A 23,252-nucleotide genomic window follows, 5' to 3' on the forward strand; every position below is an offset into this window, starting at 1 on the left:
CGAGAACCCCCGCCGGATCCGTTCCGGCGGGGGTTCTCGCACGTCCGGACCGGACGACATCGCGGTGACACCGCGCTGACACCGGTTTGGCAGCGGGGCGGTCCAGGGTGTCCGCCATGGACACTCAGGTGCTGATCGTCGGGGCCGGACCGACCGGCCTCACCCTCGCCGTCGACCTGGCCCGGCGGGGCGTGGACTTCCGACTGGTGGACCGGGCCCGCGGGCCCTCCACCGCGTCGCGCGGCGAAGAGTTGCCGCCGCGCGCCATCGAGGTGCTGCACGACCTGGGCGTGGTCCTCGCGGACGGGCGGTCCTGCGTGCGGTTGCGGGGCCACGACGGGGGCGGGGGGCCGGCCGGCTGGGACATGGACGAGGACTGCCGGCCGACGCCGTACGCGAGCACCGTGATCATCCCCGGGTTCCGGGTGGAGCAGGGCCTGCGGGACCGGCTGGGCGAGCTGGGCGGCCGGGTCGAGTACGGCGTCGCGGTGACCGACTACGACCAGGACGGGCAGGGCGTGACCGCCGTGGTGGGCGGGGAGCCGACGCGGGCGGCGTACCTCGTGGGCTGCGACGGTGCGCGCAGCTACGTGCGTGAGCACCTCGGCGTCGGGTTCGCGGGCGGGACGCGGGAGGACCAGCGGCTGGTCGTCGGCGGCGGGCGGGACCGTCAGCGCATCGGGCGGTCGGACATCGTGGCCTGGGGTGCCGCCCGGATGCCGTGCTACCGGGCGACCGTGCGGATGGTGGACCGCTACCGGGTGGGCCGGGTGTTCCTCGCGGGCGACGCGGCCCACGTGCACTCGCCGGCGGGCGGGTCGGGCATGGACACCGGCATCCAGGACGCCTACAACCTGGGCTGGAAGCTGGGTGCGGTACTGACCGGCGCGGGCGGGGAACTGCTGGACACCTACCAGGCGGAACGGCTGCCGATCGCCTCGTGGCCGCCGGCCGTGAGCAACGGGCAGGACCCGCGGGCGCACCGGCCGGGGCAGCGGGACGACGGGACGTCGCGGCCGGGGCCGGACTACCGGGGCGGTCCGCTGGCGGGCGTCGGCGAACGGGCCGGCGACCACGCGCCCGACGCGCCCTGCGCTCTCCCGGACGGCACGCCCGCGCGGATCTCCGACCTGCTGCGCGGCCCGGAGTTCACGGTGGTGGGAGTGGAGGCGGACGACGCCGTGGCCTACGTCCGCGACGCACACCCGTACGTGCGGGCGCACACCGTGGTCGACGACGAGGGGCACATCGCAGCGGCCTACGGCGCTTCCGCGGGCACGCTCCTGCTGGTCCGCCCGGACGGCTACCTCGGTGCGGTCACCCCGGACCCGGCCGAGGTGGTGGCGTACCTGGACCGGGTGCTGGGCTAGTTCCGGCGCGGTCCGAGGGTCCGGGCGGCGAGCGTCGCGCCCACCAGGAGCACCACCGCGCAGACGCCCGACACCGCCAGGTCGCCGGCGAGGCCGGTCTCGTGGCCGAGGGCACCGAGCAGGTTGCCGATCGGAGGCGTCCGACCGAACAGGAACGCCAGCACGACCAGCGCGGTGGCGGCAAGCACGGACCACCCGGGGCGGGTGATGACGGGACGGGCGCACAGCACGCCCACCCCCACCCCGGTGAGTCCGCAGACCACCAGCGACGCCAATCCCAGCGCGACGGTGGCCGGCGGGTAGGGGCGTGACTGGGTCAGCACCGGCACCAGGGCCGCGAACAGCGCTACGACGGTCACGGCCGCGCAGGACAGCACGGTCACGGCGGCCTGGGTTCGGCCCCAGCCGGCGGTGGTCACGGTCACCGCGCGTCGCACGGGGTCCTCGGCGGTGGCGATCACGATGGTCAGCCACGTCGCGACCGGGTAGAGGAAGGCGCACGAGCCGGCGTAGGCGGACGGCGGCGGGCCGGCGTCGCCCGCGTTGAACATGGCCAGCACGGCGGCGAAGACCAGCAGCGGCGGCAGGTAGCGCTGGGTGCGCAGGACGTCGGCCAGCAGGTACCGCACCAACGCCGTCACGAGCGCACGCTCCGCACCGAGCAGCCCAGCCGGAGCGCCTCGGCCAGCACCAGGTCGCTGAACCCCGACTCGACCTCCACCCGCGCCCCTCCGCCGACCGCCCGTGCCACGACCACCCCTTCCAGCGAGCTGACCTCGTCGAACAGCTCCCCCACCCGGTCCAGCTCGATCACCACCCCGCTCCGCACCGCCCCCAGCGGCAGTTCGCGCGCACCGGTCAGGTCGTGCCCGTGGTGGTCGGTCAGCAGCACCGCCGCGCCACCCGTGACCACCAGCTCGGCGAGGACCGCGCCGGCCGCGGCATCGAGACCCGACCAGGGCTCGTCCAGGACCAGCAGCCCGTCGGCGGCCAGCGCCTGCGCCAAGGCGATCTTCTGGGTGTTGCCCTTGGAGAGGGTCGCCATCGGGGCGTCGGGTCCGCCGACGAACCCGAGGGCCTCCACCAGGTCCCACCGCGCCGGGACGCCGCGCACGGCCGCCAGGTGCCGCAGGTAGTCCCGCGCCGACAGCCTCACGCCGGGTGGGAACCGCTCCGGCACGTACCCCACCGACGACGGCCGCTCGACCCGCCCGGACGTGGGCCGGCTCAGGCCGGCGGCGATGCGCAGGAGGGTGGACTTGCCGGAGCCGTTGCCGCCGGTGACCACCACCACCTCACCCGGCTCCACGGTGAGCGTCACGTCGCGCAGCACCCACGGCCCGCGGCCGTACCGCTTGCCGATTCGATCAAGGCGGACCACGGGTGTGATGATGCCCCGACCTAGGTAGGGCCGGGTTGAAGCGGAATACAGGACACGCGTACTGTTTAGGGCGAGAGGGCGCCGCGCCGAAGGGTGCGGAAGACTCGACAGCAGTTCCCAACCGACTTTGCGCGTCACCAGATGGAGTTTCACGTGACTGCACCAGCTAGCAAGGACAGCTTCGGCGCCCGCGGCACGCTCACCGTGGGGGATGCCTCGTACGAGGTGTTCCGGCTGAGCGCGGTCGAGGGCGCCGAACGTCTCCCGTACAGCTTGAAGATCCTGCTGGAGAACCTGCTGCGGACCGAGGACGGCGCGAACATCACCGCCGACCACGTGCGCGCGCTGGGCAGCTGGGATCCGTCCGCCGAGCCGAGCACGGAGATCCAGTTCACCCCCGGCCGCGTCGTGATGCAGGACTTCACCGGCGTGCCCTGCGTGGTCGACCTGGCCACCATGCGCGAGGCCGTCACCCAGTTGGGCGGCGACCCGTCGAAGGTCAACCCGCTCGCGCCGGCCGAACTGGTCATCGACCACTCGGTGATCGCCGACATCTTCGGCCGCCCGGACGCGTTCGAGCTCAACGTCGACCTGGAGTACCAGCGCAACAAGGAGCGCTACCAGTTCCTGCGCTGGGGCCAGACCGCGTTCGACGAGTTCAAGGTCGTCCCGCCGGGCACCGGCATCGTGCACCAGGTGAACATCGAGCACCTCGCGCGGGTCGTGATGGTGCGGAACGGGCAGGCCTACCCGGACACCCTGGTCGGCACCGACTCGCACACCACCATGGTCAACGGCATCGGCGTGCTGGGCTGGGGCGTCGGCGGCATCGAGGCCGAGGCCGCCATGCTCGGCCAGCCGGTGTCCATGCTGATCCCGCGCGTGGTCGGCTTCAAGCTGCACGGCGAGCTGCCCGCCGGCGCGACCGCCACCGACCTGGTGCTGACCATCACCGAGATGCTGCGCAAGCACGGCGTGGTCGGCAAGTTCGTCGAGTTCTACGGCTCCGGCGTGGGCGCGGTGCCGCTGGCCAACCGCGCCACCATCGGCAACATGAGCCCCGAGTTCGGCTCCACCTGCGCGATCTTCCCGATCGACGGGGAGACCATCGACTACCTGAAGCTGACCGGCCGCACCGCCGAGCAGCTCGCGCTGGTCGAGGCCTACGCCAAGGACCAGGGCCTGTGGCACGACCCGGCGCGCGAGCCGGTGTACTCCGAGACGCTGGAGCTGGACCTGTCGACGGTCGTCCCGTCGATCGCCGGCCCGAAGCGCCCGCAGGACCGCATCGAGCTGACCGCCGCCAAGGCCGCGTTCCGGCAGGCGCTGGGCGCGTACGTGTCGCACACCGAGGACTCCTCGAAGTCCAGCGTGGACGAGAGCGTGGAGGAAACGTTCCCGGCCAGCGACCCGATCGCGGTGTCCGACGGCGACGCGGGCGGCGAGCCGCGCGTGTTCCACTCCGCCGCCGAGGGCGCGGACGGCCGTCCGTCCAACCCGGTGGAGGTGACCCTGGACGGCGCCGAGTTCGAGCTGGACCACGGCGCGGTCGCGATCGCCGCGATCACCTCGTGCACCAACACGTCCAACCCCACGGTGATGCTCGGCGCGGCGCTGCTGGCGAAGAAGGCCGTGGAGAAGGGCCTGGAGCGCAAGCCCTGGGTGAAGACCACCCTGGCGCCGGGCTCCAAGGTCGTCATGGACTACTACGAGCGCGCGGGCCTGCTGCCGTACCTGGAGAAGCTGGGCTTCCACCTGGTCGGCTACGGCTGCACCACGTGCATCGGCAACTCGGGCCCGTTGCAGGACGAGATCTCGGCGGGCATCGCCCAGGGCGACCTCGCCGCGGTGTCGGTGCTGTCCGGCAACCGGAACTTCGAGGGCCGGATCAACCCCGACATCAAGATGAACTACCTGGCGTCCCCGCCGCTGGTGGTGGCGTACGCGCTGGCCGGTTCGATGGACAAGGACATCACCACCGAGCCGCTGGGCACCGACCAGAACGGCGAGCCGGTCTACCTGGCCGACATCTGGCCGTCGCCGCAGGAGATCTCCGAGGTCGTCGCGTCGTCCATCTCGCCGGAGGGCTTCACCAAGGGCTACGCGGACGTGTTCGCGGGCGACCAGCGCTGGCAGTCGCTGCCCACGCCGACCGGCAAGACGTTCGAGTGGGATCCGCAGTCCACCTACGTCCGCAAGCCCCCGTACTTCGAGGGCATGGAGATGCAGCCGGAGCCGGTCACCGAGATCACCGGTGCCCGCGTGCTGGCCCTGCTGGGCGACTCGGTCACCACCGACCACATCTCCCCGGCCGGCGCGATCAAGGCCGACTCGCCCGCGGGCAAGTACCTGACCGAGCACGGCGTGGAGCGCAAGGACTTCAACTCCTACGGCTCGCGGCGCGGCAACCACGAGGTGATGATCCGCGGCACGTTCGCGAACATCCGCCTGCGCAACCTGCTGCTGGACGACGTCCAGGGCGGCTTCACCCGCAACTTCCTCGAAGAGGGGGCGCCGCAGACCACCATCTACGACGCGTCGGTGGCCTACGCCGAGGCGGGCGTGCCGCTGGTGGTGCTGGCGGGCAAGGAGTACGGCTCCGGCTCGTCGCGCGACTGGGCGGCCAAGGGCACGTCGCTGCTGGGCGTGCGCGCGGTGATCGCCGAGTCGTTCGAGCGCATCCACCGCTCCAACCTGATCGGCATGGGCGTGCTGCCCCTCCAGTTCCCCGCCGGCCAGACCGCGGCGGACCTGGGCCTGGACGGCACGGAGACGTTCGACATCACCGGGATCACCGCGCTGAACGACGGCGAGATCCCGCAGACCGTGAAGGTCGTCGTCACCACCAAGAAGGAAGGCTCGAAGGTGGAGTTCGACGCGGTGGTCCGCATCGACACCCCCGGCGAGGCCGACTACTACCGCAACGGCGGCATCATGCAGTACGTGCTGCGCAAGATGGTCCGCAGCTAGTCGGACACCGGTAGTCCGACACCGGTAGTCCGACACCGACAGTCGGACACCGGCAGTCCGGCATCATCGGTCCGGCACCGACGACAGGGGCCGTCCACCACCCGGTGGGCGGCCCCTTCGCCGTCCGCACCGGCTTCGGTGGATCGGCGCTTCCCCGCCCCGCTAAGGTGTCCGTCCTCAGGGGGTGGGTGTGGTGAAGCCGGTCTGGCTGCCGCTGGTCCTGGTGGGACTGCTCGGCACGCTGTGGGAGTACGGGGCGTTCGCGGGGATCGCCGCGCTGCTGGTGGTGGCGGGGTGGTGGCGCAGCCCGCGCCTGGCCTGCGCGGCGGTGGCGTTCGGCGTGGCCGCGTTCGTCGGCGCGCAGCCGTTCCCGGCGGTGGTGGCGGTGCTGGCGGCGTTGCTGCTGGCCGCGCACGACCTGCACGCGCGCCGGCCCGGCGTCTGGTTCCCGTTGCTGGCAACGGGTCTGGGTGTGTTCGCGGTGACGCTCTCGGACGAGTGGCCCGCCGGCTGGGACGAGGACCGGTTCGACCACGGCCTGAGCTACACCGACCTCAGCGGCGTCACGATGAGCCGGGCTTACGAGTCGTCCATCAGCATCGCCTTCGACGTCGGCGGGAGCTGGTACGCCGGCGGGGACTGGTACGCCACCGTCGCGATGGCCGTGGTCGTCAGCCTCGGCTTGGTGATCTGGGCGTGGCGCGCCCGCAGCCCGACCGTCGCGCTCACGGCCGCCGCGTACCTCGCCGCCGCCTGGTACCTCACGCCGCCCGCGGCCCCCTCTCCGGGTCTGCAGTTCCTGTCCCAGGAGCAGTTCCGCACCGTGCACGTCGCCGAGCCGGCGGGCATCGGCCACCCGGAGCTGGTGATCCTGGCCGGCGCGGCGGTGGCGTTCGCCGTGGGCGCACGTCCGGCGGGACGACGTGCCACGGACGCATGACGGTCCGCAGCATGACGGTCCGCAGGAGGGGTCGGCGCCGGCCACCGTCACGCTGAACGGGTCGCGGCCCGTGCCACCGAGGTCCTGACCGGTGCGGCTGTCGCGTCCACCCGCGACAGCCGCACCGCCACCGCCTAGAAGGGCTGGGCGTTGGGCTGGAAGACCTGCCCGTTCGCCGGCGCCTTCAGGTTCACCAGGTAGTCGGTCACCGCCGCGTCCGCGCCGGCACTGTCACCCAGGATGCAGTGGCCGAACGCGTCGACGCTGATCAGCCGCGCGTTGCCCAACTGGCGGACCATCCGCTCGGAGAACTTGTACTGCGTCGCCGGGTCGTAGTAGTTGCCCACCACGACGACCGGGTTCGGCGTGCGCTTGTTCCACGGGCCCGCGTACCGGTCGGGGTGCCGGACCGGCCACGACGCGCAGGTGAGCAGGTCGGACGCGGCCTGCTGGCGGCCGAACGTGGGCGACTCGCGCTCCCACTTCGAGGCCAGGAACGGGAACAGCTCCGGCACCCGCAGGAACGGCTTGTCGGTGCAGTTCACGCCGTAGTACGAGTCGTCGGACAGGTACTCGGCGTCACCCGCGACGCCCGCCCGGACGTCGGCCATGCCGTGCTTGTTGGCCAACGGGGGCGCAAGCTCCGGAAGGGCCTGCACGGCCGGCGCGGCCGACGGGTGCAGCACGTTGTAGACGGCCTGCAACCAGGCCGCCAGCGCCTTGAACCGGGTCGGCGCGTACAGGTCGCCGGATACCCGGCCGATGTAGCCCGAGTGCGTGACGACCTCACCGGACGGCAGGGTGACCGGCTCCTTGCGCAGCGCGTCGCGCACCTCGTCGAACTTGGCGCGCGGGTTGCCCTCGCTGTACGCGCACTTGTCGCCCTCGGCGTCACAACGCTTGAGGAACGCGTCCAGGGCCAGCTCGAAGCCCTGCGCGCGCTGCCGGTCGTACTCCGCGCCGTTGGAGGTGCGCAGCGCCGGGTCGACGTTGCCGTCGAGCACCAGTGCCCGCGACTTCTGCGGGAACACGTTGGCGTAGGTCGCGCCGAGCAGCGTGCCGTAGGAGAAGCCGACGAACGTCAGCTGCTTGTCGCCCACGCCCTGACGCAGCAGGTCCAGGTCACGCGCCACGTCTTCGGTGGACATGTGCTGGAGGAGCGGGCCGGCGGTCCGCTTGCACGAGTCGGTGTAGTCCTCGGTGGCGTCCATGGTGTCGCGGATCTGGGTGCGGGTCACCGGGATGGCCGACATGCGGCCGAAGACCTCGTCCGCCTCTTCCTGGGTCTTGAAGCAGCGCAGCGGCGCGCTGCGGCCGACACCGCGCGGGTCGAACCCGATCAGGTCGAACCGCTTCATGATCTCCGGGGTGAAGAACGAGCTGCCGTACGCGGAGTAGATCAGGCCCGCACCACCGGGACCACCGGGGTTGATGAACAGCGAGCCGATCTTGCCGGCCGGTTCGGTGGCGGGCGACTTCATCAGCGCGATGGTGATCTTCTCGCCACGCGGCTTGCGGTGGTCCAGCGGGACCGGGTGGTTCGCGCAGGTGACCCTCTCCCGCTGCGCGGCGGGGATCTCCGCCAGCACGTCGTCGGCGCACTTGGTCCACTGCACGGGCGCGGCGCCCTGCGCTTCCTGGGCGACCGCGGTGCCGGTCGCCGCGAGGCCGGACACGGCGGTGCCCAAAGCCATCGCGACGACCAGCGCTCTGCTTCCAAGCTTCACGGGTAGCGCTCCTCACGTCTCCCGGCGCCGCCCCTCGTCGTGGTTCCACGGCGCCGTCGCGCGAGGCTCTCACCCGCGAGGTTGGAAAAACACCCGCAGAACGGATGAACATCCGACTCCGGTCAGCCCACGACGCGTGCGAGTGACAGCGCGAACCGCCCCTCGGGGTCGGTCCACCAGCGGTGGAGCTCGAACCCGGCGGCGGCCAGCTCCCGTTCGACGCCCTCCCGCCGGAACTTCGCCGACACTTCGGTGCGCAGCTCCTCGCCTTCGGCGAACTCCACGTCCAGCTCCAGCGCGGCCACGTGCGCGCGCACCGGGTGGGACGCGCGCAGCCGCATCTCGACCCACTCCTGGTCGGCGTTCCACAGCACCACGTGCCGGAACGCCAGCGGGTCGAAGTCCGCGCCCAGCTCCCGGTTGAGCACCCGCAGCACGTTGCGGTTGAACTCGGCGGTGACGCCGCGCGCGTCGTCGTAGGCGCGCACCAGCACCTCCGGGTCCTTCACCAGGTCGGTGCCCAGCAGCAGCCACTCCCCCGGCTCCAGCACGTCCCGCACCGAGGTGAAGAACTTGTCCCGCTCCTCCGGGATCAGGTTGCCGATGGTGCCGCCGAGGAACGCCACCAGCCGGGGCGGTGCGCCCGGCAGCAGCCCGAGGTGCTCGGTGAAGTCGCCGACCACGCCGTGCACCGCCAAGCCGGGGTAGTCGGCTGTGATCTGCCCGGCCGCCTCGGTCAACGCGCTGGAGGACACGTCCAGCGGCACGAACCGCTCGAGCGTCCCGTGCGCGCGCAGCGCGTCCAGCAGCAGCCGGGTCTTCTCCGACGAGCCGGAACCCAGCTCCACCAACGCGTGCGCGCCGGTCGTCTCGGCGATCTCGCCCGCCCGCGCGACCAGGATCTCCCGCTCGGCGCGGGTCGGGTAGTACTCGGGCAGCCGGGTGATCTCCTCGAACAGCTCGCTGCCCGCCGCGTCGTAGAACCACTTCGGCGAGACCCACTTGGGCTGGGCGGACAGGCCCGCCCTCGCCTCGGCGCGGAGCGCGACCACCGCGTCCTCCGGTGTCAGGTGCACGTCCAGCTGTGGCTCGGTCATCGTCGTCCCATCGGTTGAACGTCCACTGTGGTGGTCTTCTGCGGGGTGAGGGTCGCCGTCACGACGTGCCGGTCCGGCACTTCCCGCCAGCGCGGGTCGTCGTCCAACGGCTCGGAGGAAACGGTCACCGCGCCGTCGTCGGAACGCACCCACAACGAGTGCGTCCAGGTGGTGCCGACGAGCACGGTTCCGTTGGTGAGCAACAGGTTCAGCCGCGATCCGGGCGCGGCGGCGGCCACTTCGGACACCACGGACGCCAGCACGGCGGCCGGCGGCGCGGTCGCCAGGCGCGCCCGGACCAGTGCCCACAGCAGGGCCGAGTCGGTGGGCGCGTCCAGCGTGAGGAGGTCGGCGACCGGCAGCGACTTCGCCAGGTCGGCGACCGAGCCGGGCCAGCCGGTGAGCCGGCCGTTGTGGCTGAACAGCCACTGCCCGTCGGTGAACGGCGCGCACGCGGTCTCCACCACCGGCATCCCGGTGGTGGCCGACCGGACGGCCGCGAGCACCGCCCCGGAGACGAGGACGCGGCTCAGCGCGGCCAGGTTCTCGTCCGACCAGAGCGTCCCGGTCCGGCGGTAGCGCACCGCCGGACCGCCGGGCGCGGGGTACCAGCCCACGCCGTAGCCGTCCACGTTCACCGTGCCGCCGCCGCGCATGTCCCGCGGCGCGTACGACTGGCGCAGCAACGAGTGCGGCGGGTCGTGCACCAGCGCCGCGATGGGCACGGCGGGGCCGAGGTAGGCCAGGTGGCGGCACACGTCAGGCCAGCTCCTCCGGCGAGGCGTCCCGCGCGCAGCGGAACCCGGCGAAGATCTGCCGCCGGATCGGGTAGTCCCAGTTGCGGAACGTGGAGCGCACCGCCGACCGGTCGGTGCCGAACGACCCGCCGCGCAGCACCTTGTAGTCGGGGCCGAAGAACACCTGCGAGTACTCGGCGTAGGGGAACACCTCGAACCCGCCGTAGCCGCGGAAGTCCGAGCTGGTCCACTCCCACACGTCGCCGATCAGCTGGTGCACGCCCAACGGCGACGCGCCCGCCGGGTACGCGCCCACCGGTGCGGGCGACAGGTGCCGCTGGTCGAGGTTCGCGTGCGCCCCGGTCGGCTCCTCATCGCCCCACGGGTAGCGCCGCGACCGGCCGCTCGCCGGGTCGAACCGGGCCGCTTTCTCCCACTCCACCTCGGTCGGCAGCCGCTTGCCCGCCCACTTCGCGTAGGCCTCGGCCTCGTAGAAGCAGACGTGCACCACGGGCTGGTCGGCCTCCAGCGGCGCGGTCACGCCGAACGCGGTGCGCAACCACTGGTCGCCCTCGCGCACCCAGAACCGCGGCGCGACGAGGGACGCCTTCCGCACGTGCGCCCAGCCGGCGTCGGACCACCAGCGCGGGTCGCGGTACCCGCCGTCATCGACGAATGCCGCGTACGCCCCGTTGGTCACCGGGGTGGTGTCGATGAAGTACGGGTCGGTGGACGCCTGGTGCGCGGGCCGCTCGTTGTCCAGGGCCCACGCCTCGGTGGAGGTGCCCATGGTGAACGGGCCGCCGGGCACCAGCACCTCAGCCGGGCCGACCGGTCCGCCGCGCGGCGGTGGGGACGCGTCCAGCACGGGTGGTCCGACCCGGAGCTGGTGGGTGGCCAGCATGGTCTCGTCGTGCTGCTGCTCGTGCTGCACGATCATGCCGAACGCGAACCCGCCGTCGAGGAGTCTGCCGCCTTCCAACGGGCTGGTCTCCAGCACGTCGAACACCTTGTCCCGCACCTCGCCCACGTAGCGGCGGGCTTCGGCCGGTCCGAGCAGCGGCAGTTCCGGCCGTGCCGAGCGGGCGTGCTTGAACGCGTCGTAGAGCTCGTCGATGTCCTGGCGCACCGGCTCGCGCCCGCCGACGTCGCGGACCAGCCAGAGCTCCTCCTGGTTGCCGATGTGCGCGAGGTCCCACACCAGCGGGGACATCAGCTTGGAGTGCTGGCGCACCAGGTCGTGGTCGTCCACCGCGTCGATGAGCGCGACGCTGCGCTGCCGCGCCCTGGCGAGCTGGGTCGCGACCCGGTCGCGGATGCCTTCCACCCCGGAGTCCCGGTCGATGCCGGTGCCGGCGCTGTCGTGGTCGCTGTGATCACGGCCGGCGCGGTCGGTGCGGTTGTGGTCGGTGCGGCTGTGGTCGGTGCGGCTGTGGTCGGTGCGGCTGTGGTCGGTGCTGGTCATGAACGGCCCCCTCCGGTCTTCTCAGCGAGCGTGCGGTGCAGTTCCTCCGCGATGGCATCGGTCTGGTCGATGGACAGGTCGGTGTTGGGCAGCGCCGCGCAGCCCAGCTCCACCACGTCGCGCGCCGCACGGGCGAGCACCGGGTCGGCCAGGCCGTAGCGCGCGGCGGTGAGCCACCGGCCCGCCGCGGTCTCGGTGGCCGCCAGCGCTCCGTCCACCACGGACTGGTCGCTGAACAGCGCGGCCAGCAACACCACGGGTGGCAGCCAACGGCCGTCCGGCGGCGTGTCCAGGTAGCGGACCTCCAGGTAGCCGCGCGGGCGCACCGGCGGGAACTGCAAGGTCAGGTGATAGTCCAGGTCGTCGGCCGTGGGCCGGGTCTCCAACGCGCCGTCGATCCAGTCGGCGAACGTCAGGCGACGCGGCGGCAGCCAGCTCGAACCCGGTCTTCGCACCACGATCACCGGTGTGTCGAGCACCCGTCGCGCCCACGCCCCCGCCGGGTCCGCGCACACCGCCGCCGGGCGGGTGCGCACGGGATCGGTGGCGTAGAGGGTGCGCATCCGGGCACTGGCCCAGTCGGTGCGCCGGCCGCCGACGCCGGGCGAGTTGGCGAACAGCGCGGTGAGCACCGGACCCAGCGCGTGCACGGCCGCCCACCGCGACGAGAGGTGCTCCGCTTGGCCGAAGTCCAGGCACACCTGGAGTCCGGCGGTGCTGCACATCATCGTGATGCCCTCCGGCCCGATGGGCGCGAAGGCGTGCTCCATGGCCGCATAGCGCGGCACCTGGAGCATCCTGCGTGGGGGGCGGTGCGGATCAGCGCCGCGGTGCCCGAGCACCAGGCCCGCGGGTTCCAGCAGGCCGGTGAGGTGGTCGATGTCCGCCGCGACGGTCTTGAGCAGCTCGGTCAGCGAGCCGCTGGGCGGGGTGGAGATCTCCACCTGGCCGCCGGGTTCGACGGTGAGGGGGGTGCCGCCGGGCAGCGGTTGCTGGGGGCTGTCGGCGACCAGGGTGGGAGGGGCGTGTCGGCCCAGTGCTGCGGCGAGGGCGTTCTGGTCGAGCGGTTTCGCCGGGTCTTCTCGGTGGTGGACGGTCCATTCCAGTTCGACGCCGAGCAGCCTCGGTGGACCGTGCTTGAAGCAGACCGAGGCGACGTAGGCCTCGGCCTCCCGGCGGTCCCGGAAGACCGCCGGAGTCGGCCCCGGAGCCGGAGCATTGCGGACGGTAGTCAATTTACATACTCCCCGTGATCATCCTCGTCGATTCGACGCTACACGGGGGTACCGACACACGCACGCCTTCAAAACCCTTACGGACCAACGACATGAGGTCTTCTCCGCCGGTACGCGGAGTGGTTCCGGGCAGTTCGGCCGTCCACGGCCACGAGGTTGACCTGGCAGTACTTCATCTCGGGCGGACTGCGACGGACCGGACGACCTTCAGCCCCCGAACTCCGAGGGCCCACGGCCTGCCCTGCGAGTCGAAGTCCGCGCCCTGCACGTTGCGATGGCCGTAGCTCCAGACCGCCACCGGGCTCGGTCCAATCCGTTGTTTGTCGTAGGCGGTGCACGGGAATGGCACCTTTGCGGTGAGCGCCGGTGCGGGCGCGGGTGTGGCGTCTCTCCGGATTGTTCACGAGTTGTTTATCTACGTGCCTGGGCCGAGCGTGAACAACTTGGCTTCGTTATGCATGGAACCACACCAGTGCGATGAATCGAGGGCGGATGAACGCGACCGTGGGGTGGCTCTTGAGCGTCTGCGTCTGTGTGGTGCTGGCGGCATCCTGCGCCACGAACCAAAATCCGTCGCCGGCAACCGAGCCGCTGGACTCGGCCGAGCAGAGCTTGCTGCATCAAGCCGAGGAGATTCTGATGCGCGCCTGTATGGCCGACAACGGGTTCAGCTACGCCGTAGTGCCCGAGCAGCCAATGCCGTTCTACAAGCGATTCCCCTATGTGGTCGATGACGAGACGTGGGCACGTGACCACGGTTTTGGCAACGCGCTGCGTCGCGAACTGAAGGAGCAGGACGACCCCAACCAGCGGTACTACGACGCTCTGCCCGAATCGGAACTGGCGAAGGCGTTGGTCGCAGCCAACGGGCCGAGTCCGGACGGTCTGACAGCGATCTCGCCGACAGGTGTCCAGATCACCCGCAGCGACCGCAGTTGCACCTCCCAAGCCGAACGCAAGCTCTACGGCGACCTGCAGACGTGGTTCCAGGCCATGACCGTGACCGACGCTCTGCCGATCGCCCGGCGGGAACAGGTGGTCGCGGACACGCGATACCGGGTGGCTGTGGCGGGGTGGGCGCGCTGCATGGCCGAACGCGGTTACGACTACGCCGATCCCGGCAGGCTGCACGACGCGTTCCGCGCCGAGGGCCCGGAGGAGATCGCAGCCGCGACCACCGAGGTCATCTGCGGGCGGATCACCGGATTCGCCGCCGTGGCGCGAGAACTGGATGCCCAGTACGAGGACCGGCAACGCGAGCAGTACCGGACCGAGATCGCGGACCGGCTCCGACTGGAGCGCGCCGCGCTGCCCACGGCCCTTGTGGCTGTCGAGCACGGCGCCCGCTGAACCTCCGATCACGCTGATCGCAGGAAACGAAAGGTGAGAACTGTGCGGAGAACACTTTCTGTCGTGACGGCCGTTATCGGCCTTGGTCTGGCAATGACGCCGTCGGCCCAAGCGGAGGAGCAGCCGCCGGCCCAGTCCTCCGCCGAGGGGCGGGCGATGGCCGAGCCGGATGGTCTGCTGCACGTGTGGGAGCACCCGTTCGCGGGAGCGGGCGGCGCCCACTGCACGTGGGCCGGGAAAGCAAACAATTGGGGAGTCTGCAAGAACAAGGGCTCGGACATCTGGAACAACGGCAAGCCCGAAGCCCACGACGACGTCTGGCTGCACTGGGACGTCAACAACACCGGCGCCTTCGTGTGCATCGGCCGCGGCACGTCCTGGAGCAACCTCACCAGGCAAGATCCGCCGCCCGCGAACGCTCAGCGGATCACGTTCTGGGCCAACACGGGCGCCGGATCCGGTCAGCCTATCGCCGACAACGTCGCGTCATCCGAGTGGGGCAGCTGCTGACGCGGGCGTCAAGGCGTGCGGAGATCGTTCACCGGACGATCTCCGCACGGGCGGCGAAGGCGCTCCGCGAGTCCTCGGCGGTCAGCGCACATCTGCGGAGCACGGCCACCGCCTCCTGGTAGCGGGCCACCACGTCGAAGCGCTCGGACAGCGCCTCGGTGTGCACGGCCGGGCCGCCCACGGCGAAGCGGAGCAGGGTGAACGAGTGGCGGAACTCGGCCCGCGCGCCCGCCGTGAACGGCACCAGGCGGACGTCGCCGTGGTGGACCAGGTGCCGGAGCTGCGCGCGCAGCACGGCCCGGTCGCCCACCCACGCGTGCAGGGCCGTCTCGTGCACGAAGAACTCGCACGCGGGCGGCAGGTGCCGGCGCAGGACGTCCCGGCGGTCCGGGTCCGTGCCCAGGACGGCCGCGTACTCCGGGGTCTGGAGCAGCGCGGGCACGGCCAGCGTGTCGTACGACACGATCTCGGTCGCCCGGCGCTCCGCCGCGCGCAGCGCCTCCGGGCCGTCCGGATCGACGTGGTCGTAGTGCGCCAGCCGGACCAGGTCGATCAGGTCGATGCCCCGCCGCACGCCGTCCACCTGCGAGAGCCGTCCCAGCCGGATGTCCTTCACGGTGCGCCACCGTAGTGCGGCCGGTCCGGCGGTTCGAGCGGGGAAGGCGAAGATCACTCCAAAGTGGAGTGCGACAAATCCGTACGTACTGATTGGATTTCCGCGGCGCGCCCTGGCAACATCGACCGGTGCCCAGGGTGAGCCAGGACCACCTCGATGCCCGCCGCCGCCAGATCCTGGACGGCGCCCGTGCGTGTTTCGCGCGCCACGGCTACGAGGGAGCCACCGTACGCCGCCTGGAAGAGGCTACCGGGCTTTCCAGGGGCGCGATCTTCCACCACTTCCGGGACAAGGAGTCGCTGTTCCTCGCCCTCGCCGAGGACGACGCGCTCCGGATGGCCGACGTGGTCGCCCGACAGGGCCTGGTGCAGGTGATGCGGGACCTGCTGTCCGCGCCCGAACCGGACGCCGAGCACCCGGCGGACTGGCTGGGCACCCGGTTGGAGGTGTCCCGCCGGCTGCGCACCGACCCCGAGTTCCGGGGGCGCTGGGCGGAGCGGTCGCGGCAGCTCACCGACGCGACCCGGCAGCGGCTGGTGCGCCAGCGCGAAGCCGGGAACCTGCGCGACGACGTGGACATCGACGTGCTGACGTCGTTCCTGGAGCTGGTGCTGGAAGGCCTGGTGTCGCACCTCGCGATGGGGCTGCCCGCCGACGACCTGGAGCCCGTGCTCGACCTGGTGGAGGAGACCGTGCGCCGGCACCGCCGGACCGGCTGACGGCCGCTACCTCGTCGTGGCGGGGCTCGCCAGGCTCTCGGACGAGATGGTGGGCGTGGCCGTGGTGCTGCTGGTGTTCGCCCGCAACGGGTCGGCGGCGCTGTCCGGCGCGGTGGGCGGGGCGCTGGTGGTCCGGCTCCACCCGTCCGTGGTGATCTTGCTGGTGGCGGTGGCGCAGTGGGTCGCCGCCACGCTCGGAGTAATCGCGGCGAGACCGTCGAAAGCCGTTCGGGTGACCCCATAGGATCACCGACATGGCTGACCCGCGACCTGCCCACGTGCACCGGGTGCGGGTGCGCCCGGTCGACTGCGACCGGCAGGGGATCGTGCACGCGTCCCGCTACCCGGTGTTCTTCGAGGCGGCGATGGTGGAGACGCTGCGGTCGCTGCTCGGCTCGTACCGGGAGCTGGAGAAGCACGGCATCGACTTCGTGGTGGCCGAGACCTCCATCCGCTACCTGAGCCCGGCCCGGTTCGACGACCTGCTGCGCGTCAACGTCCGGGTGCGCACGCTCGGCACCACGACGTTGACCATGGGTTTCGACGCCGACGTGGACGGAACCCCGATCGCCACCGGCTGGAACCGATACGTGTCGATCGGGACACCGGAACTGCGCAACACGCCCATCCCGGAAGACTTCCGCCGGCTGTTCGAACCGCGTCGGCCGGCGAAGCGCTAGGCGGCCGCGGCGCCGGCACAGTCCGCGCTGCTGCCTCGGCACGCGGCGGGCGGGCAGTGCGGGCGGTGACCGAAACCGCCGACGGGGGCGGCTGGGTTCCCGGTGGCGACCGGTATGGCGGAAAATCGCCCGATAGTGGAAACCATCAGCTGATCCACAGGAATGTGCGGCATCCTGGAAGGCGCGCGAGGCCGACCCGCCGCACCGCCGCCGTGGCGGGTCGCCCGCGCTTCTCCTTTTCCGCACCAGTGCGGTTTTCGGCCGTTCAAGGGGTGCGGAAAAAGAAACGTCGCCGCACTCCGCACGACCACCGCCGTCGAACCTCAGTCGACGCCTTGCATCAGCTTCTTGATGTTGTTGGTGCCCAGCGCCAGCAACAGACCCAGCACGATCGAGACACCGCCGAGCACACCGAAGTACGCCACGGCGTTCTCGTCGCTGTAGAACCGCACCACGATCGCACCCACACCCTGGCCGGCGGCCGCGGCGAGGAACCACAGGCCCATGGTCTGCGAGGCGAACGCGCGCGGGGCGAGCTTGGTGGTCACCGACAGGCCCACCGGGGACAACAGCAGCTCGCCGGAGGTCATCACCGCGTACATGGCGATGATCCACAGGAAGCTCGCGCGCACCGCCGGGTCGCCCCCGCTGGCGATCATCATCAGCAGGTACGACAGGCCGACCAGCAGCAGCGAGTACGCGAACTTGCGCGGCGTCGGGGGCTGGCGCTTGCCGAGCTTCACCCAGAGCAGGGCGAACAGCGGCGCGAACAGGATGATCATCACCGGGTTGATGGACTGGACGAACGACGGCGGGATGTCCAGGCCGAGGAAGTGCCGGTCCAGCCGGGTGTCCGCGAACGCCGCGATCACGGTCGCGCTCTGCTCGAACAGCAGCCAGAACATGGCGGCCGCGATGAACAGCGGGATGTAGGCGGTCAGCCGGGACCGTTCCACCGGGGTGGTCTTCGGGCTGCGCATCATCACCACGAAGTACCCGATGGGCAGCAGCACGGAGGCGATGCTGATCAGGTTGATCACGCCCTCCGCGCCCAGCACCCCGGTGGCCACCAGGACACCGACGACGGCGACCAGGCCCAGCGTCACGGCGACGATGCGGCCCAGCACCCCGAGGCGTTCCTCGACGGGCAGCGGGTTCGGCGGCACGGCGGCCGAGGTGCCCAGGTTGCGCCGGCCGAACCGGTACGCGACCAGGCCCAGCGCCATGCCGACGGCCGCCGCGCCGAAGCCGAGGTGCCAGTCGACCTTCTCGCCGAGGGTGCCGCAGACCAGCGGCGCGAGGAAGCCCCCGAGGTTGATGCCCATGTAGAAGATCGTGAAGCCGGAGTCGCGGCGCGGGTCGTCCGACGCGTACAGCCCGCCGACCACGGTGGAGATGTTCGGCTTGAGCAGGCCGGTGCCCAGCACGATCAGGATCAGGCCGGTGTAGACGCCGGCGAGACCGATCGGCAGCGCGAGCGCGATGTGCCCGAACATGATCAGCACGCCGCCGTAGAAGACGGACCGCTGTCCGCCGAGGACCCGGTCGGCCAGCCAGCCGCCCGCCACGCCGGACATGTAGACCGACGCGCCGTAGATGGCGACGAGGCTGAGGGCGAAGCTCTTGTCCAGGCCCAGTGCGCCTTCCGCCGTGGAGCGGTAGAGGTAGTAGGCGAGGATGGCCTTCATGCCGTAGTAGGAGAAGCGCTCCCACAGTTCGGCGAAGAAGAGCGTGGACAGTCCTCGGGGGTGTCCGAAGAAGCCCTTCTGCGGGGCGGAAACCGCGCTCGTGGCGCTCACTGGTTCCTCCTGGTGTCAACGATGTCACCCACGGCGTTCCGGGTCACGTTACGCCGTACGGTCGTACTGGAAGAAATCGGCGCGCGCCACCGTGGCTCAACGCACACGTTCGGGGTGCGGTCCGGGTCGACCTTTGGTGCACTCGTGGGGTGGATCTGATCGAGGCTCACGGACGCGCGATGACGGAATTCGACTCGCGGGTGCGCCGGGTGCGCCCCGACCAGTGGCAGCTGGGCACCCCGTGCAAGGAGTGGTCCGTCCACGACCTGGTCAACCACCTGGTGTACGAGCAGCTGTGGGCCCCCGAGCTGCTGGCGGGCTGCACGGTCGAGCAGGTCGGGGACCGGTTCGAGGGCGACCAGCTGGGCGCCGACCCGCTGCACGCCTGGGTGCTGGCGGCGGCCGCGGCCCGCGAGGCGTGGATCTCGCCCAAGGCGCTGCTCCGGCCGGTGCACCTGAGCTGGGGCAGGTCGACGGCCGTCGAGTACGGCCGGCAGATGACGCTGGACCTGGGAGTGCACGCGTGGGACTTGGCGCGGGCGATCGGGGTGGACGACCGGATCGACCCCGACCTGGCCCGGACGCTGCTGGAGTACGCCACGGAGAACGCGTCGTCGTTGCGGGACAGCGGTGTGTTCGACGCACCCGTGCCGGTGCCGGACGACGCCTCCGACCAGGACCGGCTGATCGCCTTGCTGGGTCGGACGCCGTGACGGCGCGGTAGTCGACGTCACGGCCGGCACGCCGAGGAGGTTCCCGGACCGGGCGGGGTGAGGCCGGCTGCGCCCGCACTGCCGCCGGCCGGGCCGTTGCCGGGCGGGGTGGCGATGGCGCCGGCCGGCGGTGCTGCCATGGGGGAAACCCATCCGGAGTTCCCCCCATGACCTGTTCCTTGGTCCGGGCGGGGCTCCCGGGACCAAGCCGGTACGCGCGTCCCGCCCCGTGTAGCTCCCCGTCTGCGCGGAGCGGGACGTGCTCCCCCTTGCGGTGTGCGGAGCCCCCGACGTGCCTCGCACCCCACTGTGATAGCGGTCCGGCGTTGTTCGGTGTCGCGGGCCGGGCACCTGACAACGATTGCCGGACAACGACGACGGCCCCGACGAGCCGCCACGACCGGTCGGACGAGCGGTCACGGGCCGTCGAGGCCGGGCGACCAGCTCTCGGGGCGGCCGGTCTCGGTGAGCACGAGTTGCCAGTCGGCGAAGCCCTCCGGGGCGGTCGGGTACCACGGCCAGTGGCCGTCCGGGGTGGGCACGATGATCTGCACGGCCGGGAAGTCGCCCTTGCCGTAGAGCAGGAAGGCGCTGCCGAAGAACTCCGGGTAGAAGCCCTTGAACACGCGTTCGAAGGTGATCGGGACGCCGTCGAAGAAGTCGTGGTAGAGCTTGCCGGGCAGGAAGCGCTCACCCTGGGCGGCTCTGGAGACGTAGGCCCGGATCAGCACTTCGGCCATCTCCGGGGGCAGCCCGAGCACCACGGCCTCGGCCACCCCGAACCTGCGCCACGCCCCCACGGAGAAGGCGTACCCGGCGCCCTCGGCGTCCTCCGGGACGGTGACGACGGCGTGGCCGTGACGTTCGGCCTGGTCGAACAACCAGTCTCGGAGCTTCGCTTCGTGGGGGTTCAGCGCGGGACTCGACACACCTGCCATTGTGCCCCCTCCCGATCGGGGGACTTCGTCCCACCGGGCGCGGGGCCGTCGGGGACGCCTCCCTCAGGCCAGGTCGGCGCAGAGCCGGTCGATGTGCTCGCGGGTGACGTGCGGCATGACTACCAGGTGCCCGCGGTCCTCGTGCTTGAGCAGCCGCCACCGGTGCAACACGTCCTCCGGAGGCAGGTCGAACAGCACGACGTTGCCACCGGGAGCGCGGGACGGGTGTCGCCCGGCTTCCGCCAGCTTCCGGGTCGCGTACCCGGTGACCTCCAGGCAGTGCCGGACCCGGCGGGCCAGCCCGGCGCGGCCCGTCCTGCGCAGCGCGTACCACAGGAACACCGGCGACAGCGCGTCGCGCGAACCGCTGATGGTGTTGTCGTCGCTGCCCACGGCCGCGTCGGGCTGGTTGACCGCCTCCACGTCGGCGGAACGGGCCAGCACGACGCTGCTCGGGATGGGCGACCCGACGATCTTGTGCCCGCTGACCGACACGCTGTCCGCGCCCGCCGGGAAGGCCCAGGGCACCGGTGGCTGTCCGAACTCCGCCAAGGGACCGCCGGAAGCGGCGTCGGAGTGGACGAACAGCTCGCGCACGCCGGCCGCGGAGGCGGTCTCCCGGATGCCGGGGATGTCGTCCATCGCGCCTCGCCCGGTGCTGCCGATGGTGGCGATCACGATCGCGGCCGTTCCGGGTCGGCTCCGCAGCTCGCGGTCCAGGGCTGCCAGGTCCACCGCGCCGTCGGCGTCGGCGTCCACCACGACGTGCGGCAGGCGCAGGACCCGGGCGACCTTGGGAATCGAGTAGTGCGCTTCGGCCGAGGCGTACAGCACCGCGTCCGGGAACCGCTCGCGGGCGACGTAGGCGGCGAACAGGTTGGCCTCCGTGCCGCCGTGGGCGATGTGCCCGAAGACCTCCTCGGGAATGCCGCCGGCCAGTCCGGTGAAGAACGCCACGACGGCCTGCTCGAACGGCTTGGTGTCCATGCCGTATTCGCTGCGCTCGTCGGGGCTGCCGACGTTGTTCAGGTGCAGCGACAGGAAGTCGGCCAACGGCCGGTAGTCGAAGTCGAGGTTCACCGGGAAACCGACCATGGGCCGTTTCCGGTCCTGGAAGGAGTCCGCGAACCGGCGCAGCAGGCCGATGTCCGCGTCCGGTGATCCGGCGCCACCGTCGTCCGGAATTCGCAGATCCACCTCGGAAATATCCACGCACCTCGTTCTAGCCGTATCCCGGTTAGCCGTCAAATGGAGTCGGCCACTGTATCAGGAATCCGAAATTTTCTTCGAAAAACGTGAACGACCCGGCCCTCGGCGCGCCGCTATGCCATCCGACGTGGTAACCCACCGCTCGGGCGCAGTCCCCCTGGTGCGCTATTGGCCCTGTTCCGTCCGTGAACTAGAATCGGCCGTGCCGTTGTGACGGGCAGTTTCAGCGACATTGCTGGGCGGTGGCCGCATGAGGTGGAACCTGCGACTGGTCGCGGCCAATCGGGGGGTCTGGAAATGCAAGGACTTGCAGGCGCTGCTGGCCGAGCACGGACTGGTGGCCAGTGCGGGCAAGATGTCGAATCTCTGGTCGGGTACTCCGGTGAGCCTGAAGCTCAAGGATTTGGAGATCATCTGCCGGGCGCTCGACTGCCGGGTCGGTGACCTGCTCGACGTGGAAGTCGACGCGGATCCGACCGCCGGCACGACCGGGCACTGGCTCGTCGCACAAGGGGAGCGATGGCGTCCGAAACGCTGGTGATTTCGGCACCCCGTTTGTGGGACGGACGCGGCGGCCCGATCGGGCGACCATGCCGCGTGGTCGTCACCGACGGCGTGATCGCGGACGTGGGGCCGCACGTCCCGGTGCCACCCGGTGCCCGGGTCGTCGAACTGGACGGCCACACCCTGCTGCCCGGGCTCATCGACGCCCACGTCCACTGCGCGACCAACCCCACGGACGGGCGGACCAGTGCCGGCACCGACTCCAGCCGTCAGCTGTTGGGCGCGATCCCCGCGTTGAATACCTTGCTGCACAACGGGTTCACCACCGTCCGCGACCTCGGCTGCCACATCCGCGAACCGATCACGGTGTCGCTGCGGGACGCGGTCGAAGCAGGCATCGTGCTAGGCCCGAGCATGGTGGTCGCTCCGCACATCATGTCCTCCCGCGCCGGGCACGGTGACGAGTCGACGGGCTTGGGCACCGGCCAGAGCGTCGAACTCGGCGCACTGGCCGACGGTGTCGACAGCGTGCTGGCGCGGGTGCGGGCGGAAGTGCGAGCCGGTGCGGACTGGATCAAGTTCGCCGCGAGCGGCGGCTTCACGTCGTCCGGGGACAGCCCCGAGGACATCGGCTACAGCCAGCCGGAGATGGACGCGCTGGTGGCGGCGGCGGGCGACTTCAACCGCCCCTGCGCGGCGCACGCCCTCGGCGACCGCGCGGTCCGCCGGGCGGTGGAAGCGGGCGTGCGGTCGATCGAGCACGGCCTGCTGGCCTCCGCCGAAACGCTGGCGCTCATCGAACGACGGGGAGTCTTCATCGTGCCGACCGTCTACGCGGCCACGACCCTCATCGACAAGGTCGACGACGACCAGTACTGGCGCACCCAGCCCTCGGAGTTGCGCGACAAGCTCGCGCGGTACGCCGATCCGATGTTGGCGGCCCTCCGGCGGATCGCCCGCAGCGACGCCCGCATCGCCTTCGGGACGGACGCCGGGGTGTTCCCCCACGAGGAGAACCGACACGAGTTCGCCGCCATGGTGCACCACGGGTTCACGCCGGAGCGGGTGCTCCACGCGGCGACCACGGTCGCGGCCGACCTGCTGGCGATGCCGGACCGGGGCTGCGTGCACCCCGGCGCACGCGCCGACCTCGTGGCGGTGCCGGGCAACCCGTTCGACGACATAGAGGTGATGGAACACGTCGACTTCGTCATGCGGCACGGGCGTGTCGTGCGGTCGCCGGGCGCTGATCCGTAGCGACGACCACCGACGGCACGCGGCGCGCAGCCCGG

Annotated in this window: 23 protein-coding genes; 11 read left to right on the forward strand and 12 right to left on the reverse strand. The window is 71.3% G+C overall.

Annotation, left to right across the window (positions count from 1 at the left end):
* Positions 1 to 116 precede the first annotated feature (116 nt).
* A complete protein-coding gene (locus FHS29_RS37575; protein ID WP_184688186.1) occupies positions 117 to 1,370 on the forward strand; it encodes an FAD-dependent monooxygenase in 1,254 nt (417 codons plus the stop codon).
* Here the strand turns inward: FHS29_RS37575 and FHS29_RS03785 are convergent.
* Entirely contained in the window at positions 1,367 to 2,011 is a 645-nt protein-coding gene (locus FHS29_RS03785; RefSeq protein ID WP_184688188.1) for a hypothetical protein, read from the reverse strand. The genes FHS29_RS37575 and FHS29_RS03785 overlap by 4 nt on opposite strands.
* Positions 2,008 to 2,751, reverse strand: coding sequence for an ABC transporter ATP-binding protein (locus tag FHS29_RS03790; RefSeq protein ID WP_184688189.1), 744 nt, complete (start codon positions 2,749 to 2,751; stop codon positions 2,008 to 2,010). Before FHS29_RS03790 ends, FHS29_RS03785 begins: the two co-directional genes overlap by 4 nt.
* A 153-nt stretch (positions 2,752 to 2,904) precedes the next feature.
* Between FHS29_RS03790 and FHS29_RS03795 the strand changes: the two genes are divergently transcribed.
* The gene (locus tag FHS29_RS03795) at positions 2,905 to 5,721 is read left to right on the forward strand and encodes an aconitate hydratase (RefSeq protein ID WP_312864734.1); all 2,817 of its coding nucleotides are present in this window, start codon (positions 2,905 to 2,907) and stop codon (positions 5,719 to 5,721) included.
* A gap of 193 nt (positions 5,722 to 5,914) precedes the next feature.
* The gene (locus FHS29_RS03800) at positions 5,915 to 6,661 is read left to right on the forward strand and encodes a hypothetical protein (RefSeq protein WP_184688193.1); all 747 of its coding nucleotides are present in this window, start codon (positions 5,915 to 5,917) and stop codon (positions 6,659 to 6,661) included.
* 134 nt (positions 6,662 to 6,795) lie between these two features.
* On the opposite strand, the gene FHS29_RS03805 is transcribed toward FHS29_RS03800, so the two are convergent.
* The 5 genes from FHS29_RS03805 to egtA all read right to left on the reverse strand — a co-directional run bounded on the left by FHS29_RS03805 (position 6,796) and on the right by egtA (position 12,922).
* Positions 6,796 to 8,355 carry an alpha/beta hydrolase gene (locus FHS29_RS03805; protein ID WP_184688637.1) on the reverse strand — a complete coding sequence of 520 codons (1,560 nt, stop codon included), beginning with the start codon at positions 8,353 to 8,355 and terminating at the stop codon, positions 6,796 to 6,798.
* A 155-nt stretch (positions 8,356 to 8,510) separates the two neighbouring features.
* On the reverse strand, positions 8,511 to 9,485 hold the full coding sequence (gene egtD / locus FHS29_RS03810) for an L-histidine N(alpha)-methyltransferase (protein ID WP_184688195.1): 975 nt from the start codon (positions 9,483 to 9,485) through the stop codon (positions 8,511 to 8,513).
* Positions 9,482 to 10,243 carry an ergothioneine biosynthesis protein EgtC gene (gene egtC / locus FHS29_RS03815; protein WP_184688197.1) on the reverse strand — a complete coding sequence of 254 codons (762 nt, stop codon included), beginning with the start codon at positions 10,241 to 10,243 and terminating at the stop codon, positions 9,482 to 9,484. The genes egtD and egtC overlap by 4 nt, the downstream gene beginning before the upstream one ends.
* A 1-nt stretch (position 10,244) precedes the next feature.
* Positions 10,245 to 11,687 carry an ergothioneine biosynthesis protein EgtB gene (gene egtB, locus FHS29_RS03820; RefSeq protein WP_184688198.1) on the reverse strand — a complete coding sequence of 481 codons (1,443 nt, stop codon included), beginning with the start codon at positions 11,685 to 11,687 and terminating at the stop codon, positions 10,245 to 10,247.
* On the reverse strand, positions 11,684 to 12,922 hold the full coding sequence (gene egtA, locus FHS29_RS03825; protein ID WP_184688200.1) for an ergothioneine biosynthesis glutamate--cysteine ligase EgtA: 1,239 nt from the start codon (positions 12,920 to 12,922) through the stop codon (positions 11,684 to 11,686). Before egtA ends, egtB begins: the two co-directional genes overlap by 4 nt.
* 492 nt (positions 12,923 to 13,414) lie before the next feature.
* Between egtA and FHS29_RS03835 the strand changes: the two genes are divergently transcribed.
* Both FHS29_RS03835 and FHS29_RS03840 read left to right on the forward strand, forming a co-directional pair.
* Positions 13,415 to 14,272, forward strand: a complete 858-nt coding sequence (locus tag FHS29_RS03835; protein ID WP_184688205.1) for a hypothetical protein — start codon at positions 13,415 to 13,417, stop codon at positions 14,270 to 14,272.
* Positions 14,273 to 14,335: 63 nt separating this feature from the next.
* Positions 14,336 to 14,782: a hypothetical protein gene (locus tag FHS29_RS03840; RefSeq protein ID WP_184688207.1), complete on the forward strand. Its 447-nt coding sequence runs from the start codon at positions 14,336 to 14,338 to the stop codon at positions 14,780 to 14,782.
* A 28-nt stretch (positions 14,783 to 14,810) separates the two neighbouring features.
* Here FHS29_RS03840 and FHS29_RS03845 read toward each other — a convergent pair whose 3' ends face one another.
* Positions 14,811 to 15,398, reverse strand: a complete 588-nt coding sequence (locus FHS29_RS03845) for a DUF5753 domain-containing protein (protein WP_184688209.1) — start codon at positions 15,396 to 15,398, stop codon at positions 14,811 to 14,813.
* 128 nt (positions 15,399 to 15,526) lie between these two features.
* Here FHS29_RS03845 and FHS29_RS03850 point away from each other — a divergent pair, with 128 nt between their 5' ends.
* The 3 genes from FHS29_RS03850 to FHS29_RS03860 are packed head-to-tail and all read left to right on the forward strand — an operon-like array spanning position 15,527 to position 16,797.
* Positions 15,527 to 16,117 (forward strand): TetR/AcrR family transcriptional regulator, encoded by a 591-nt coding sequence (locus FHS29_RS03850; RefSeq protein WP_184688210.1) that lies wholly within the window; start codon positions 15,527 to 15,529, stop codon positions 16,115 to 16,117.
* Between the two features lie 16 nt (positions 16,118 to 16,133).
* The gene (locus tag FHS29_RS03855) at positions 16,134 to 16,361 is read left to right on the forward strand and encodes a hypothetical protein (protein ID WP_184688212.1); all 228 of its coding nucleotides are present in this window, start codon (positions 16,134 to 16,136) and stop codon (positions 16,359 to 16,361) included.
* A 10-nt stretch (positions 16,362 to 16,371) separates the two neighbouring features.
* A complete protein-coding gene (locus FHS29_RS03860; protein WP_184688214.1) occupies positions 16,372 to 16,797 on the forward strand; it encodes an acyl-CoA thioesterase in 426 nt (141 codons plus the stop codon).
* A gap of 323 nt (positions 16,798 to 17,120) precedes the next feature.
* Here the strand turns inward: FHS29_RS03860 and FHS29_RS03865 are convergent, their stop codons facing one another.
* Positions 17,121 to 18,596 (reverse strand): peptide MFS transporter, encoded by a 1,476-nt coding sequence (locus tag FHS29_RS03865; protein ID WP_184688216.1) that lies wholly within the window; start codon positions 18,594 to 18,596, stop codon positions 17,121 to 17,123.
* Positions 18,597 to 18,775: 179 nt separating this feature from the next.
* Between FHS29_RS03865 and FHS29_RS03870 the strand changes: the two genes are divergently transcribed.
* On the forward strand, positions 18,776 to 19,309 hold the full coding sequence (locus FHS29_RS03870; RefSeq protein ID WP_184688218.1) for a TIGR03086 family metal-binding protein: 534 nt from the start codon (positions 18,776 to 18,778) through the stop codon (positions 19,307 to 19,309).
* Positions 19,310 to 19,326: 17 nt separating this feature from the next.
* On the opposite strand, the gene FHS29_RS37580 is transcribed toward FHS29_RS03870, so the two are convergent.
* From FHS29_RS37580 to FHS29_RS03880, 3 genes are all read right to left on the reverse strand, one after another.
* Positions 19,327 to 19,449: a hypothetical protein gene (locus FHS29_RS37580; protein ID WP_281391500.1), complete on the reverse strand. Its 123-nt coding sequence runs from the start codon at positions 19,447 to 19,449 to the stop codon at positions 19,327 to 19,329.
* A gap of 276 nt (positions 19,450 to 19,725) precedes the next feature.
* On the reverse strand, positions 19,726 to 20,247 hold the full coding sequence (locus FHS29_RS03875; RefSeq protein WP_184688221.1) for a DUF4262 domain-containing protein: 522 nt from the start codon (positions 20,245 to 20,247) through the stop codon (positions 19,726 to 19,728).
* A 63-nt stretch (positions 20,248 to 20,310) separates the two neighbouring features.
* On the reverse strand, positions 20,311 to 21,444 hold the full coding sequence (locus tag FHS29_RS03880; RefSeq protein WP_184688223.1) for a histidine decarboxylase: 1,134 nt from the start codon (positions 21,442 to 21,444) through the stop codon (positions 20,311 to 20,313).
* A gap of 262 nt (positions 21,445 to 21,706) precedes the next feature.
* Here FHS29_RS03880 and FHS29_RS03885 point away from each other — a divergent pair, with 262 nt between their 5' ends.
* Positions 21,707 to 21,997: a helix-turn-helix domain-containing protein gene (locus FHS29_RS03885; protein WP_184688225.1), complete on the forward strand. Its 291-nt coding sequence runs from the start codon at positions 21,707 to 21,709 to the stop codon at positions 21,995 to 21,997.
* Between the two features lie 56 nt (positions 21,998 to 22,053).
* Complete coding sequence (locus FHS29_RS03890; protein WP_221455282.1) at positions 22,054 to 23,217, forward strand: metal-dependent hydrolase family protein; 1,164 nt, start codon at positions 22,054 to 22,056, stop codon at positions 23,215 to 23,217.
* Positions 23,218 to 23,252 lie beyond the last annotated feature (35 nt).

This window comes from Saccharothrix tamanrassetensis, from assembly GCF_014203665.1.
Classification (GTDB): domain Bacteria; phylum Actinomycetota; class Actinomycetes; order Mycobacteriales; family Pseudonocardiaceae; genus Actinosynnema; species Actinosynnema tamanrassetense.

What these genes read in the sequence shown, in the direction of transcription:
- FHS29_RS03885 (WP_184688225.1), top strand. Translation starts at nt 21,707, where the DNA reads ATGAGGTGGAACCTGCGACTGGTCGCGGCCAATCGGGGGGTCTGGAAA.
- FHS29_RS03805 (WP_184688637.1), bottom strand. Translation starts at nt 8,355, where the DNA reads ATGGCTTTGGGCACCGCCGTGTCCGGCCTCGCGGCGACCGGCACCGCG.
- egtD (WP_184688195.1), bottom strand. Translation starts at nt 9,485, where the DNA reads ATGACCGAGCCACAGCTGGACGTGCACCTGACACCGGAGGACGCGGTG.
- egtB (WP_184688198.1), bottom strand. Translation starts at nt 11,687, where the DNA reads ATGACCAGCACCGACCACAGCCGCACCGACCACAGCCGCACCGACCAC.
- FHS29_RS37580 (WP_281391500.1), bottom strand. Translation starts at nt 19,449, where the DNA reads ATGGCAGCACCGCCGGCCGGCGCCATCGCCACCCCGCCCGGCAACGGC.
- FHS29_RS37575 (WP_184688186.1), top strand. Translation starts at nt 117, where the DNA reads ATGGACACTCAGGTGCTGATCGTCGGGGCCGGACCGACCGGCCTCACC.
- FHS29_RS03875 (WP_184688221.1), bottom strand. Translation starts at nt 20,247, where the DNA reads ATGGCAGGTGTGTCGAGTCCCGCGCTGAACCCCCACGAAGCGAAGCTC.
- FHS29_RS03860 (WP_184688214.1), top strand. Translation starts at nt 16,372, where the DNA reads ATGGCTGACCCGCGACCTGCCCACGTGCACCGGGTGCGGGTGCGCCCG.
- FHS29_RS03835 (WP_184688205.1), top strand. Translation starts at nt 13,415, where the DNA reads ATGAACGCGACCGTGGGGTGGCTCTTGAGCGTCTGCGTCTGTGTGGTG.
- FHS29_RS03870 (WP_184688218.1), top strand. Translation starts at nt 18,776, where the DNA reads ATGACGGAATTCGACTCGCGGGTGCGCCGGGTGCGCCCCGACCAGTGG.